Consider the following 14,134-nt stretch of genomic DNA (forward strand, 5'->3'; position numbering starts at 1 on the left):
TGCTGTCACGGGGGGCGTGATCCGGAAGTCGTGACCGGGCGCACGGTGTGGACCGGGTGGTGGCCCCGGTGACGGCCCGTGCGGCGACCGGGCGACGGTGGCGACAGTTCATGGGGCGTCCCGGTGCATGAACTGCTCCCGTCATGGGGAGTGAGATGTGGCATCCCCGCTCTGCGGGTTGCCTCCGGCACGTATCGTGAGTGCTTGCGGACCGTACGCAGCGGGAATGGTCCGCCGTACGAACGGAATTGACCGACCGTATCGCCGGGGGAGGCATCGTGGACGACTACGCGGGACGTGTACTCGCCGACCGCTACCGCCTGCCGCTGCCGCCCTCCGACGAGTACGAACTGACCGAGACGCGCGCCTTCGACACCTACAGCGGGCAGGAAGTGCTGGTCAGGCAGGTCCCGTTGCCCGAGGTCGTCGAGGCGGAAGTGCTCGACGCCGAGGGGCTGCCCGAGGGTTTCACCGCCCGTGACGGTGGGGCACGGCGCCCTGCCGGGCGTTCTTCCGCACGCGCCGGCACGCGCCGGCCGGCGGATCCGGTGGTGCGACGGGCGGTCGAGGCCGCGCAGGCGGCTGCCGCGATCCCCGACCACCCACGACTGGACCAGGTCTTCGACGTGTTCGCGGAGGGCGGTTCGCTGTGGGTCGTCAGTGAACTGGTGCCCGCCCGTCCGCTGTCCGCCCTGCTGGCGGAGAAGCCCCTGTCTCCGTACCGGGCGGCGGAGGTGGCCGCCGACGTCCTGATGGCACTGCGGGTGTTGCACACGCACGGCTGGGTGCACCGGAACATCACCGCCCGCACCGTGCTGGTCTGCGACGACGGCCGGGTGATGCTCACCGGTCTGGCCGTGGGGGCGGCGGAAGAGGCGCTGTGCGGTTACGACCCGGTCCCGCGGGCCGAGGCGGACGACCCGCAGGCAGGGCAGGAACCCGGTCGGGCCGGGCCGCGGCCGGAGGGACCCGGAGGGACGTTCGCCGGACCGGCCGCCGGCCCTCGCGCCCCAGGGACTCCTGCGGCGGGGGCGCCGGTGACGGGGACACCGGTCACCGGCGACGGAGGAATGCCTCACGGCCTGACACAGGTGACGCCCCAAGGCGCACCGATGCACCCCGGAGCCGGTCCGGGGGCGGGGGCTCCGGGTGTTCCCGGTGCATCGGCTGGTCCGGGTGTGCCGGGGCCCGGTCGGCGGACGGGGCAGGAACACGGTGCAGGGCGTGGACCGGACGGTGGATCGTCGTGGCCGCCCGGGTTCTCCGCCGACCCCGCCCTCGGACCTCATCCCGGCACGGATCCCGACGCCGCACGGCGGGCCGCCATCGAGGCGCGGGCGGGCCGGATCCCCGCTGCCGGCGCCGACCCGGCTCACGGACTCCCCTCCGCCACCGCCCCGCGGCCCCTGGACCGTGCGGGTGACGTGCGGGCGGCCCGCGCCGGTGCCATCGCCGCCTACCGTGCGGGTGCCCGGGCCGCCGCCCGGGTACAGGAGGCCCAGCAGACGAGCAGGGCCGCGCTGCCCGGTGCTCGGCTCGCACCCGAGGACGGTTCCGGTGCCACAACGGGCGGTCCCACAACGGGCGGAGCCACTACGGGCGGTGCCGCCCCGCCGGGACAGATAGCCGACCCGTACGGTGTCGGCGCCACGGGTTGGCACGGGGCCGCCCCCCGCCCCGGTACCGGCGCTCCCGGTGCCGGCGGGGGGAGCGGCATGGCGCCCGTCTCCGGCGACCACGGTGCCGGGCCGGGGCACGGTGCCCTGGATCCCGGGGCCGCATCCGCTCCGGCCCTCGGCCCGGCCGCCGGGGCCCCGCAGACCGGCGCGGCACCGGACACGGCCCGCTGGGACGACCTCGTGGCCCGTACTCCCACTCACCGTGGGCCCACCACCGCCCTGGCCGCCGAGCGGGCGCGTCAGGCCCGGATGGCCGTGGTCGGGCCGGTGACGGAGCGGTGGGCGCCCGAACAGGCCGGTCCGGTGCACGAGAACTGGCAGTTGGCCGCCCCCATCGGTCCGGCGACGGACCTGTGGGCGCTGGGTGCGCTGCTGTTCCGGGCGGTGCAGGGGCACGCCCCCTACCCGGAGGAGTCGACGGCGGAACTGGTGCAGATGGTGTGCGCGGAGCCGCCCGCGTTCGCCGAGGAGTGCGGGCCGCTCCGGCCGGTGGTCGAGTCCCTGCTGCGCCAGGACCCCACCGAGCGCAGTGACGTCGAGGAACTGCGCGGCTGGCTGCGTTCGTTGGTCCGGTCGGCACCGGAGCCGGAGGCGGGCCTCAACGTCATCACCGCACCGCCCGTGGACGCCCGGCGGCTGCCGGTCATCAGGCGCCGGGGTGAACTGGTGCGCAGACGGCGTGCCGGGCTGCCCGCCCAGCAGGCGCGGCACAGGCGGAGCCGGGAGAAGACCGGCTCTCCCCGACGCCTGGGGCGCACGCTGCTCCTCCTGGTGCTCCTCGGGATGGCCGCGGCCATCGCCTACGCGATGCTCTTCATGCCGAAGGCGGGCGAGGACACCGGGGGATCGGCGACCGACCGCACCGGGGCCGTCGGCGCGACACCGGGCCCGCCGCAGCCGTCGGACGACGGCAAGGACGACGGCAAGGACAAGGGCACGGACGGCGGCGCGAAGGGCGGGGGAGCGGACGGCGACAAGGAGTCGGCGCCCTCGACGGAGACCCAGACCACGGGTCCCGAGGCGGCCGACGGCTTCACGCTGCGGAAGGACCCCGAGGGCTTCCGGGTCGCCGTGGCCGAGGGCTGGACGCGCACCGCCAAGAACGGCAGCGGGCAGGTCGTCTACTCCAAGGGCGACTTCGAACTCATCGTCGTACCGGGGCGGGACAGTGCGGCCCAGTACGGCAGCGACCCCATGGCCTACCAGCGGGACTCCGAGCGGGAACTCCAGCCGTACCGGGACTCCAGTTGGGCCACGTCGACCGGGCTGAAAAGCATCGAGGTGGGTGGACGCAGCATGGCCGAGGGGCAGTTCACCTGGACCGGATCGAGCGGGGAGGACCTGTACGTCCGTAACCTCGCGGTGCTGATCGACGGCCGTTACCACGTCGTCCAGGTGCGCGGCCCCGAGGGCGAGCGCGACGAGGTGACACGGCACTTCGAACAGGCCTCGGCGACGTACCGGATCACGGACTGACGCTCCCGGACGGACGCCGACGGGCCGTTCACTGACGGGCCGTTGCTCACGGGCGGTTGCTCATGAGCCGTTGTTCAGGAGCTGACGCCCACCGGCCGCCGATGCCTGTGGACCGATGCCCACCGAGGTCCGGGGACCGTTGCGGACCGATGCGGACCGATGCCCCTGGGCGGTGTGAACCGATGCCCACGGGGTGATCGCCACGGACCGGTGTCCCGGGGAGGGAGGGTCCGGCGGATGCGTTTCGCCGTGCTGAGGTTGCCTGGTGAGGCATATCGCGACAACCATCACAGTGCGGTCTCCTTGGCACCTCGTCGGTTCCCAGGAGGGGCCTAGATCTTTACGCTGGCCCTGTCAAGACCATTGCGGGGCAACGTGAATCAGATGCAGGGCCGACTCGTCGCGGGCCGTTACCGGCTCGGTGAGGCCATCGGCAGCGGTGGCATGGGCCGGGTGTGGCGCGCGCACGACGAGGTGCTGCACCGGTCGGTCGCCATCAAGGAGTTGACCGCGGCGCTCTACGTCTCCGACAGCGAGCAGACCATGCTGCTGGCCCGCACCCGCGCCGAGGCACGGGCCGCCGCCCGTATCAACCACTCCGCCGTCGTCACCGTGCACGACGTCCTGGAGCACGACGGCCGGCCGTGGATCGTCATGGAGTTGGTCGAGGGACGTTCGCTCGCCGACGCCGTCGAGGAACAGGGGCGCGTCGAACCCCGGGAGGCGGCACGCATCGGCCTGTGGGTGCTGCGCGCCCTGCGCGCCGCGCACCGGGCGGGTGTGCTGCACCGGGACGTGAAGCCCGGCAACGTCCTGCTGGGCCGGGACAGCCGGGTCCTGCTCACCGACTTCGGCATCGCGCAGATCGAGGGCGACACGGCCATCACCCGGACCGGCGAGGTCGTCGGCTCGGTCGACTACCTGGCGCCGGAGCGGGTCCGCGGCCACGACCCCGGCCCCGCCTCCGACCTGTGGGCCCTCGGGGCGACGCTGTACACGGCGGTGGAGGGCACGTCGCCGTTCCGGCGGACCACGCCGCTGACGACCATGCAGGCGATCGTCGAGGAGGACGTCGACGCACCGCGCCACGCCGGGCCCCTCGCCCCCGTGATCGCCGCCCTCCTCCGCAAGGACCCGGGCGCCCGGCCCGACATCGAGCGCGCCGAGGAGATGCTCACCGACGCCGCGGAGGGCCGTCGGCCGGACATCGCCCAGGCGTTCGTACCGACCCGGCCCGTCGCCCCGCCCGCAACGCCGGGGCGCGATGTGGTCACGCCGGGGCGCGCGGTGCGTACGACGTCCGCGCGCGACACGCGGCCGGACACCGCCGTACCGGCGCCGTCCTCCCCTCGCGCCACGACCGGTCCCGCCCCCGCCCCCACCACTCCGGCAGGCGTGCCGGGACCGCGTCCGGGCTCCGGGAGTGGCCCGCAGACCTCGGGGCACACCGTCGGGCAACCCGGGAGTGCCCCCGGCACCGCAGGCTTCCACGGCGGCGGCCGAGGGGGACGGCGGCGCATGGTGGCGCTGGTGGTCGCGTTGGCCGCGATCATCGGTGGCGGCACCGCGGTGGTCCTGCAGCAGCGGGGCGACAACGGCCGGCCGGGCGGCGGGGCGTCCGCCGCGTCGTCCGCGTCCCCGGCGGCCGAGGCTCCGGAGGAGACGGACTCGCCGGGTGGCCTCCCGGCGGGCTGGGTGCGCCGCACCGACCCCTACGGGTTCAGCGTCGTCCTGCCGGGCGCCGACTGGAAGCGTGTCGTGTCGGACGGAGACAACCGCCAGGTGGACTACACACCCGACGGAGGCAAGCACTTCCTGCGCATCGCCGTCGACGACTCACCCGACTTCGACGACCCCTACGCGCACCTGAGCGACCTGGACCAGCAGATAGGTCAACGGCTGGTCGACTACCGGCGGATGGAGCTGCGGCGCCTTCTGTACCGGGACCGCGAGGCCGCGCGGCTGGAGTACACCTGGACGGCGCTGCCCAAGGACACGGAATTCCCCGGTCCCTACCGGGCGGTCGACCAGATGTACGTGGCCCGGGACGGTGCCGAGTACGCCGTCTACATGGCCGGGCCGACCGAGGACTGGGACACCACCCGGGCGCAGTTCGAGACGGTGCTCAAGGGCTGGCGCGAGCGCTGACGGACCGGGCGGCATCGGGCCCCCACCGCGATTGGCTCAGTCGGACCGGCCCGGTCCCCTTCCCCGGAGTCCGGACGGCGATCTGCGGCCAACCGAACAACCGATTGCCTACAACCGACCGTTCACGGGCCGACCGACTACAACCGACTGCCCACGGCCGACGGTCGACCGGCCACGGCTGAGGGGCGAGGCTGACGGCGACGGCCCGTCCACATGATCTCGGCACCGGGAACCGGGAACCGGGCAGCGGGCACTCGCACCGGCACCCTCACGGGTGCGTACCGGAGACGCGTTTCCGGCACTCGCACGCGGCACACCCTCGGGGCACCCGCACCTCGCACCTGCACCCCGCACCCGCCCCCCACACTTGCCCTCCGCACCTGCGGGGACGTCTCCCGCTTGGCCGAATCGCCGTACCGGAGGGGGGACATCCGGTGGGGCATGATGGGCTCATGGGGACCGAGGGGGCGTCTGGCAACGGCAACGCTCGACACAACGCCCGTGTGATCGCGGGCCGTTACCGGTTGGAGGAGAAACTCGGGCGCGGCGGCATGGGCGTCGTGTGGCGGGCGACCGACGAGTTGCTCGGCCGGGACGTCGCCGTCAAGGAACTCCCCGTGGACGAGACGCTCTCGGCCGCGGAAGCCCGCAAGCAGCGGGAACGCACCCTGCGCGAGGCCCGGGCGCTGGCGCAGTTGAGCCACCCGCACATCACGGTCGTCCACGACGTCGTCGAGGACGACGACCGTCCCTACATCGTGCTGGAGCTGATCGACGGCGTCTCGCTCGCCGAACGGGTCGCCCGCCACGGGCCGGTCGGTGCGGACGAGGCCGCCCGCATCGGCATCGACCTGCTGGGTGCGCTCCGCGCCGCACACACCGCCGGGGTGCTGCACCGGGACCTCAAACCGGCCAACGTCCTGCTGGAGAACGGGACCGACCGCGTCGTGCTGACCGACTTCGGCATTGCCCGGGTCGCGGGCGCCACGACGCTCACCGAGCACGGCTCCTTCGTCGGCTCGCCCGAGTACACCGCGCCCGAACGCATGGCGGGAGCGAGGACCGGCCCGGAGTCCGACCTGTGGTCGCTGGGCGCGTTGCTCTGCACGGTCCTCAGCGGCGAGTCGCCCTTCCGGCGCGACTCGCTCGGCGGAGTCCTCCACGCGGTCGTGGTCGACGAGGTGCGGCCGCCCGCGCAGGCCGGTCCGATCCTGCCCGTCGTCCACGGGCTGCTGGAGCGTGAACCCGACCGGCGGCTGGACGCGGACGCGGCGGAACGCATGCTGCGGGTCTTCCGTGAGACGGGGCGCACCCCGGACGTGCCGCCGCTCGAAGGGCCGCCTCCGGGCCGGGAACCACGACGCCGTCGGGGGCGGGGGCGGCGGGACGGTGCCCCCGACGACGGGCTTCGGCCACCCTCGTCCGACGAGGGCCGCCCGGTCGGGCCGCCCGCACGGAGCCGGCTGGTGGCGGTGCTGGCGGTCGCTGCGATGGCGGTGGCCGGTGTCTCGGCGGCGGCGCTGCTCATGCAGCATGACGGCGACGGAGGGCTGCCCCCGCCCACGACGTCACCGGAGTCCCCTGCGACCACCGGCCCGGGCTCCCGGTCCACCACGGCCACCGCCCCGACCCCCCGCACGGCCACCACTCCCGAAACCCCTGCGGGCACCGCACCCGGGGGGCCGGGGGGCGCCGGAGACCCGGGGGCCACGGCACCGGAGACGTCCGCGCGACCGACGCCCGGGACGACGGACACGGGGCCGGCGCCGGACCGCCCGGAAGCCACCCGGGCGGACGCTCCCGCCGCGCTCCCGCGCGCGGCGCTCAGGAGTGCTCCATTCGCGACCTCCCCGTCGGCGCCGCAGTCCGCCTCCGCGCGAACGTCCTCCCGCTTCCGCGCCGCGCCGCCCCCGCCCCTCGCGGCGCGCCCGCCCGCCGTGTCCGTCCGGGCGGCTGCCCCGCCCTCAGCACCCGACGTCGGACCGTGGCCGGTTCCCCTGGCCCGGTGACCTGGTGCCCCGGTGACCTGGTGCCCCGGCGACCGGCCTCGGGCGGCACGCCCCTCTGGCGGCCCGCCCCTCCGGCGCCCGGTTCCTCCGGTCGCCGACCTCCCGGCGGCACGCCCCACCGGTGCCTCGTCCCCCCGGTGTCTCGCCACCCCGGCCCTCCGCTGTCTGTCCCGATCGGGCACGGCCCTGGCAACCATAGGGCCGTAAACGGGATATATGCCGCGCCCCGGGTCACGGGTCTGTGACCGGACCCGGCCCCCTGTGGAACCGTGGGGGCCCGGCGCGATATGGATGGACCATGAGCAGCAACGGGGGACCCCGCCACGGCGCCGACGAACCGACCAGTTTTGGTCTGCAACCGCCGAACCCGCACCCGCCGGCGGCCCTGCCGCACCCCGGCAACCCGTACGCGGCGCCGACCGAGGTGGTCGCGTCGCAGCAGCACGACCCGGGAGGGGCGCAGCCGCAGGGGCACCCCGCACCCTCCGCGCAGGACCACCCGGCGCCCCCCGCCCAGGAGCGGCCGTCGGTCCCGGTGCAGGGTGATCCCCGCTCCGGGCCGCAGGCGCCGCAGTCGCCGTCGTCGCACGACCCCGGCGCGGGGCGGGTCATCGCCGGCCGGTACCGGCTGCTCGGCAAGCTGGGGCACGGTGGCATGGGCACCGTGTGGCGGGCCAAGGACGAGACGGTGGACCGGGAGGTCGCCGTCAAGGAGCCCCGCGTTCCCGACCATCTTCCCGACCGCGAACGTGCCAACGCCTTCGAGCGGATGCGGCGCGAGGCGCGTGCCGCGGCCCGGCTCGACCACCCGGCGGTCGTCAACGTCCACGACGTCGCGGTCGTCGACGGACAGCCGTGGATCGTGATGGAACTCGTCCAGGGCCGCTCCCTGGGCGCGGTGTTGCAGGAGGAAGGCACCCTCGCGCCGCGCGAGGCGGCCCGCGTCGGTCTGGAGGTGCTCGGCGCCCTGGAGGCCGCTCACGCCGCGGGCATCCTGCACCGGGACGTCAAGCCGGACAACGTGATGCTCGGCCGGTACGACCGGGTCGTCCTCACCGACTTCGGCATCGCCCAGATCGAGGGCGAGACCAACCTGACCGACACCGGTGGTTTCGTCGGTTCGCCCGAGTACATCGCGCCGGAACGCGTGCTGGGCCAGCGTCCTGGTCCCGCCTCCGACCTGTGGTCGCTCGGTGTCGTGCTCTACGCGGCCACGGAGGGCGTGTCGCCGTTCCGCCGCAGCAACACGCCGGCCACCCTCCAGTCGGTGCTCAACGCGACACCGGCAGCCCCGGCCGCCGCCCAGGGGCCGCTGGCCGAGGTCATCAACGGACTGCTGGACAAGGACCCGTCGCGGCGGCCGAACGCGGCCAGGGTCCGGACCCTGCTGGAGGCGGCCGCCGAGCCGCCGGCGCCACCGGTGCCCACGCAGATCGTGAACGTGCCGGTCCCGGGATCCGGCGGCAAGGGCATCCGGCTCGGCCGCAAGGCCCTGCTCGGGCTGGGCGCGGCCGTGGTCGCGGGTGCGGTGGCCGCCTACCTGGTGATCGCCGACCCCTTCGCGGGGCCGCTGCCGGACGGATGGAAGACCCGGGAGGAGAAGGCCCTCGCGGTGAGCCTGGCCGTGCCGGAGGGCTACCAGCGGTCCGTGCCGGACGAGGACTCCAACGACACCGACCACTGGGTCCGGTACACCGACTGGAGCGGCAGCATCTGGGTCAACCTCTCCCTGGAGAAGAAGACCGAGACCGGCAACGACATCGCGGGCTCCGCGGACGCGGAGATGTACGACGACGACGCCCAGTTCAAGGAACGCGGCAACTACAAGCTCGGCATCCCGTCCGGCCCGAAGACCGACCCCCGGCCGAACCTCACCCATCAGGGCGGGAAGGCGGCCGAGAACACCGTCGTATACACCACCGACGACTCCCGGAACCCGCTCCCTCGCGAGATGCGGATCTTCTACTACCGGACCTCCGCGGGCGACATGTACAAGCTGATCGTCGGCTACCCGGGCAAGGGCGACTTCACGGAACGCGGACGGGACGTGGCGGAGACCGTCATCGAGAACCTGGACGTCACCCGCCCCTGATCGGGCAGCCGTGCTCACGCGTCCGTACCGCTGACCGCGCCTCGCCCCGCCCACCCGCGCGCCGGCCCGCTCGCGGCGCCCGACCCGGACGCGCCCGCGTCCACGCCGGCGCCCGACCCGGACGCGCCCGCGTCCACGCCGGCGCCCGCGCACCTGCGCGGGCGCCCGGCGCACGTCCGTCTCCCGGGGCGCCGCGTCTCCCCCTTCATCCACCCCCTTCCATCCACCCCCCTTCCTCCACCCCCGGTACCGCATCCGCCACCGCATCGGGACCGCGTCCGCACCTCCCCGGGGCCGGCCGGGAGGTTCCGTGACCGACTTGAGACCGGGCCGTGCGGATCGGGCCTCGGCTGCGGTCAATGCCCTGATCAGGGGCTTTGTTGCCAGTGTTCACTGGCGGCATGTGAGCTGTCGGTGAATCTGTTACCGACGGGTACACAAAGCGTGCGCCCCGGCATACCCTGCGGCACATGACCGACGCGCAGACCCGGGAAACGACCGGCACCAATCCCCTCGCCCCCGCCCCCGAGGGTGTCCGCACCGCCGCCGACGTGGTCACGCCTGAGCTGGTCGCCCAGCTCACCAAGGGCGTCGTCGGATCGGGGCGCACCGCCAACCACACCCCGTTCACCGGTGAGAAGCTGGCCGACCTGCCCGAGTCGACGCCGGAGGACGTCGCGCTGGCCTTCGAGGCGGCCCGGGCCGCCCAGGGCGCGTGGGCGATGACACCGGTCCGGCAGCGGGCGGCCGTCCTGCTGCGCTTCCACGACCTGGTCCTGGAACGCCAGGCCGAGGTGCTCGACCTCATCCAGCTGGAGACCGGCAAGGCCCGGCTGCACGCCCACGAGGAGGTCCAGGCGGTGGCCGTCGCCGCGCGCCACTACGGCCGCCGGGCCGCCGCCTACCTGCGGCCCAAGCGCCGCGCGGGGGCCGTCCCGGCGCTGACCAAGGTCACCGAACTGCGCCACCCGCGCGGCGTGATCGGCCAGATCGTCCCCTGGAACTACCCCCTGGAACTGTCCGTCGGTGACGCGTTGCCCGCCCTGGTGGCCGGCAACGCGGTGGTCATGAAGCCCGACACCGAGTCCTGTCTGACCGCCCTGTGGGCGCGTGACCTGCTGATCGAGGCCGGACTGCCCGCGGACGTGCTCCAGGCCGTCATCGGTCTCGGCCCGGTCGTCGGCCCGGAGGTCGTCAAGCGCGGCGACTACGTCTCCTTCACCGGTTCCACCCGCACGGGCCGCGAGGTCGCCACCGTCGCGGCGGACCGTCTCGTCGGGGTCTCCCTCGAACTGGGCGGCAAGAACGCCATGGTGGTCCTGGAGGACGCCGACATCGAGAAGGCGGCGGCCGGTGCCGTCCGCGCGTGCTTCTCCTCGGCGGGCCAGCTGTGCATCTCGATCGAGCGGCTGTACGTCCACGAGTCGATCGCCGACACCTTCCTGGAGCGCTTCGCCGCCCGCACCCGCGCGATGCGGCTGGGCCGTTCCCTCTCCTACGGCGCGGACATGGGCTCGCTGGTCAGCGGGCACCAGCTGGAGACGGTGGCCCGTCATGTGGACGACGCCGTCGCCCAGGGCGCGACCGTGGTCGCGGGCGGGGTGGCGCGGCCGGACATCGGCCCCTTCTTCTACGAGCCGACCATCCTCGAAGGCGTCACCGAGAGCATGACCCTGTGCGACGAGGAGACCTTCGGCCCGGTCGTCTCCGTCTACCGCTTCGGCACCGACGACGAGGCGGTCGAACGCGTCAACTCCACCCCGTACGGGCTGAACTCGTCGGTCTGGACGACGAACCCCCGGCGGGGCCGGGACATCGCCGCGCGGCTGCGCACCGGGACCGTGAACATCAACGAGGGGTATGCCTCCGCCTACGGCAGCGTCCAGGCGCCCATGGGCGGCATGAAGGAGTCCGGGCTCGGCCGCCGGCACGGCTCCGAGGGCATCCACAAGTACACCGAGTCCCAGACCGTCGCCCACCAGCGGCTGCTGCCGATGGCTCCCTCGCTCGGCATGGACGACGCGCAGTACGCGGCGTTCATGAGCCGGAGCCTGCGCCTGATGAAGGCGTTCCGGTTCCGCTGAGCCCGTTCCCGCACCACTCCGGCGGCGGGCCCGTCCCGCCGTCGGCCGGCTTTCGACGAGGAGAGCACGTGTCCCAGGACCACTCCGCCCCCGAGCCCGCAGAGACCGCGCGGTACGCCGCCGACGGCACCGCGCAGGACGCCCCGGCGGCCACCGCGCGCGACGTCCCGGTGGACGCGTCAGAGTCCCGCAGCACCCCCGACCCCGACCGTGCCCCCGACCCGGCCCCCGCCCCTGCCCCTGAACCCGAGCCCGCGTACGACTACGACTACGACGTCCTCGTCGTGGGTTCCGGCTTCGGCGGATCCGTGTCGGCGCTGCGCCTGACCGAGAAGGGGTACCACGTCGGCGTCCTGGAGGCCGGCCGCCGCTGGACCCGGGAGACCCTGCCGAAGAACTCCTGGGACCTGAAGAACTACCTGTGGGCCCCCAAACTGGGCATGTACGGCATCCAGCGCATCCACCTCCTGGGCAACGTCATGGTGCTGGCCGGTGCGGGCGTGGGCGGTGGCTCCCTCAACTACGCCAACACCCTGTACGTACCGCCGAAGCCCTTCTTCGAGGATCCGCAGTGGCGGGACATCACCGACTGGCAGGAGGAGCTGAAGCCGTACTACGACCAGGCCCGGCGCATGCTCGGGGTGCGTCTGAACCGGACGATGACCCCCTCCGACGTGCACCTGAAGGCCGCGGCCGAGCGGATGGGCGTGGGGGGCACCTTCCACATGGCGCCGGTCGGCGTCTTCTTCGGCGACGGCGAGGACGCCGACGGGACCGTGAAGGCCGCACCCGGCCAGGAGGTGCCCGACCCGTACTTCGGCGGGGTGGGGCCGTCGCGCCGGGCCTGCGCCGAGTGCGGCGAGTGCATGACCGGCTGCCGCCACGGTGCGAAGAACACCCTGAATGAGAACTACCTCCACCTCGCCGAGAAGGCGGGCGCCGTCGTCCATCCGATGACGACGGCCGTCGCGGTGACGGAGGACGGGCACGGCGGTTTCGCCGTGGCCACCGTGCCGACCGACCGGCGCCGCAAGGGCCGCGGCCGGACCTTCCGGGCGCGCCGGGTCGTCCTCGCCGCGGGCACCTACGGCACCCAGACGTTGCTGCACCGCATGAAGGAGACCGGCCGGCTCCCGCACCTCTCGGACAGGCTGGGCGAACTCACCCGCACCAACTCCGAGGCCCTGGTCGGGGCCCAGACCGACAACCGCCGCTACCGCAGGGTGACCGGCGCGCCCCGGGCCGACTTCACCCGGGGAGTGGCCATCACGTCGTCCATCCACCCCGACGAGAACACCCACATCGAGCCGGTCCGCTACGGCTACGGCTCCAACTCGATGGGCGCCCTGTCGATTCTCCAGGTGCCCTACGCCCGCAGCGGTTCCGGCGCCGCCCGAGTACTGGGCTGGCTGGGGAATGCCGCACGGCACCCGGTGCTGACGGCACGGTCGCTGTCCAACCGGCGCTGGTCGGAGCGGACCATCATCGCCCTGGTGATGCAGTCACTGGACAACTCCCTGACGACGCGGCTCAAGCCGTCCGGTGTCGGCAAGGGGCTGCTCACCGCCCGCCAGGGGCACGGGGCCCCGAATCCCAAGCAGATCAAGGCGGCCACCGAGGGAGCGTCCGCGCTGGCGGCCGAGATCAACGGCTTCCCGGGCTCCAACGTGGGCGAACTCGCCGGGATGCCGCTCACCGCCCACTTCCTGGGCGGCTGTCCGATCGGCGCGTCCCCGGACACCGGGGTGATCGACCCCTACCACCGGCTCCACGGCCACCCCGGCATCTCCGTGGTGGACGGGGCCGCGGTCTCCGCCAACCTGGGCGTGAACCCGTCGCTGACCATCACCGCTCAGGCCGAGCGGGCCATGTCGTACTGGCCCAACAAGGGTGAGGCCGACCCGCGCCCCGAGCAGGAGGAGCCCTACCGGCGGCTCCAGCCGGTCGAGCCGAGGTCCCCGGCGGTGCCGGCGGACGCGTTCGGCGCGCTGAAGCTGCCGTTCCTGGGGATGCCGGCGGTGCCGCCGAAGAAGTGAGGGGGCGGCCGGGGCCGGAATGGGCTGCTGGGAGGGCTGCTGGGAAGGCCGCCGAATAAGCCGAAAAGGTGAGGACCTGCGCCCCCCTCCGAGCGCAGGTCCTCCGACGGCCCCGGACGGGGCCCGTGGCTCCGGAAGGTTCGATCGCTGAACCCCACGGATGGTTGTCCCGTCAATCACGAATTGCTGTGTGACGTGGATCACTCGAGCTGCTTCGGTGTGTGCTCCGCGCCCGAGACGCCGGAGCGGAGGCGTCGTGTGCGAAGAGGCGAGGCGGGCTGCCGACGGCACGCGCCGCGCCGGATCCGTGCCCGTGGTCATGGTCGTGTCCGGCTGCGGGGCCGTGCCCCCGTCTCCGTCCAGCCCATGTCCATCCCACGTCCATTTCCCGTCCATGGCCCATGCCGTACCCGTATCCGTACCCGGGCAGACGAAGGGCCCCGCGGGGCCTCGGGGGCAAGGCGGGGCCGCGGGGCCCTTCCATCGTCAGCACCGGCGTCAGGGCCGCGCCGGTGCCTGTGAGCGGCGCCGGGGGGTCGCGCCGCGGGTTTCGAACGCCCTGGGGCCGCCGTGATCGCGGGAGTCCGGCGGGAGCGCGCGCCGGGTGTGG

Annotated in this window: 6 protein-coding genes; all 6 read left to right on the forward strand. The window is 73.9% G+C overall.

The annotated features are described in order from the left end of the window. Positions 1 to 248 precede the first annotated feature (248 nt). Positions 249 to 3,155: a protein kinase gene (locus tag AB0F01_RS07080; protein WP_362090690.1), complete on the forward strand. Its 2,907-nt coding sequence runs from the start codon at positions 249 to 251 to the stop codon at positions 3,153 to 3,155. 384 nt (positions 3,156 to 3,539) lie between these two features. Further along, positions 3,540 to 5,303, forward strand: coding sequence for a protein kinase (locus tag AB0F01_RS07085; protein WP_362090692.1), 1,764 nt, complete (start codon positions 3,540 to 3,542; stop codon positions 5,301 to 5,303). A gap of 452 nt (positions 5,304 to 5,755) precedes the next feature. Then, entirely contained in the window at positions 5,756 to 7,312 is a 1,557-nt protein-coding gene (locus tag AB0F01_RS07090; RefSeq protein ID WP_362090694.1) for a serine/threonine-protein kinase, read from the forward strand. A 298-nt stretch (positions 7,313 to 7,610) separates the two neighbouring features. Further along, entirely contained in the window at positions 7,611 to 9,404 is a 1,794-nt protein-coding gene (locus tag AB0F01_RS07095; protein ID WP_362090696.1) for a protein kinase, read from the forward strand. Between the two features lie 470 nt (positions 9,405 to 9,874). Then, positions 9,875 to 11,488: a succinic semialdehyde dehydrogenase gene (locus AB0F01_RS07100; RefSeq protein ID WP_362090698.1), complete on the forward strand. Its 1,614-nt coding sequence runs from the start codon at positions 9,875 to 9,877 to the stop codon at positions 11,486 to 11,488. Between the two features lie 284 nt (positions 11,489 to 11,772). Beyond that, positions 11,773 to 13,524: a GMC family oxidoreductase gene (locus AB0F01_RS07105; protein WP_362092477.1), complete on the forward strand. Its 1,752-nt coding sequence runs from the start codon at positions 11,773 to 11,775 to the stop codon at positions 13,522 to 13,524. The last annotated feature ends 610 nt before the right edge of the window (positions 13,525 to 14,134 follow it).

It is taken from the genome of Streptomyces sp. NPDC029526, assembly GCF_040637405.1.
Lineage (GTDB): Bacteria > Actinomycetota > Actinomycetes > Streptomycetales > Streptomycetaceae > Streptomyces.

What these genes read in the sequence shown, in the direction of transcription:
- AB0F01_RS07085 (WP_362090692.1), top strand. Translation starts at nt 3,540, where the DNA reads ATGCAGGGCCGACTCGTCGCGGGCCGTTACCGGCTCGGTGAGGCCATC.
- AB0F01_RS07090 (WP_362090694.1), top strand. Translation starts at nt 5,756, where the DNA reads ATGGGGACCGAGGGGGCGTCTGGCAACGGCAACGCTCGACACAACGCC.
- AB0F01_RS07095 (WP_362090696.1), top strand. Translation starts at nt 7,611, where the DNA reads ATGAGCAGCAACGGGGGACCCCGCCACGGCGCCGACGAACCGACCAGT.
- AB0F01_RS07100 (WP_362090698.1), top strand. Translation starts at nt 9,875, where the DNA reads ATGACCGACGCGCAGACCCGGGAAACGACCGGCACCAATCCCCTCGCC.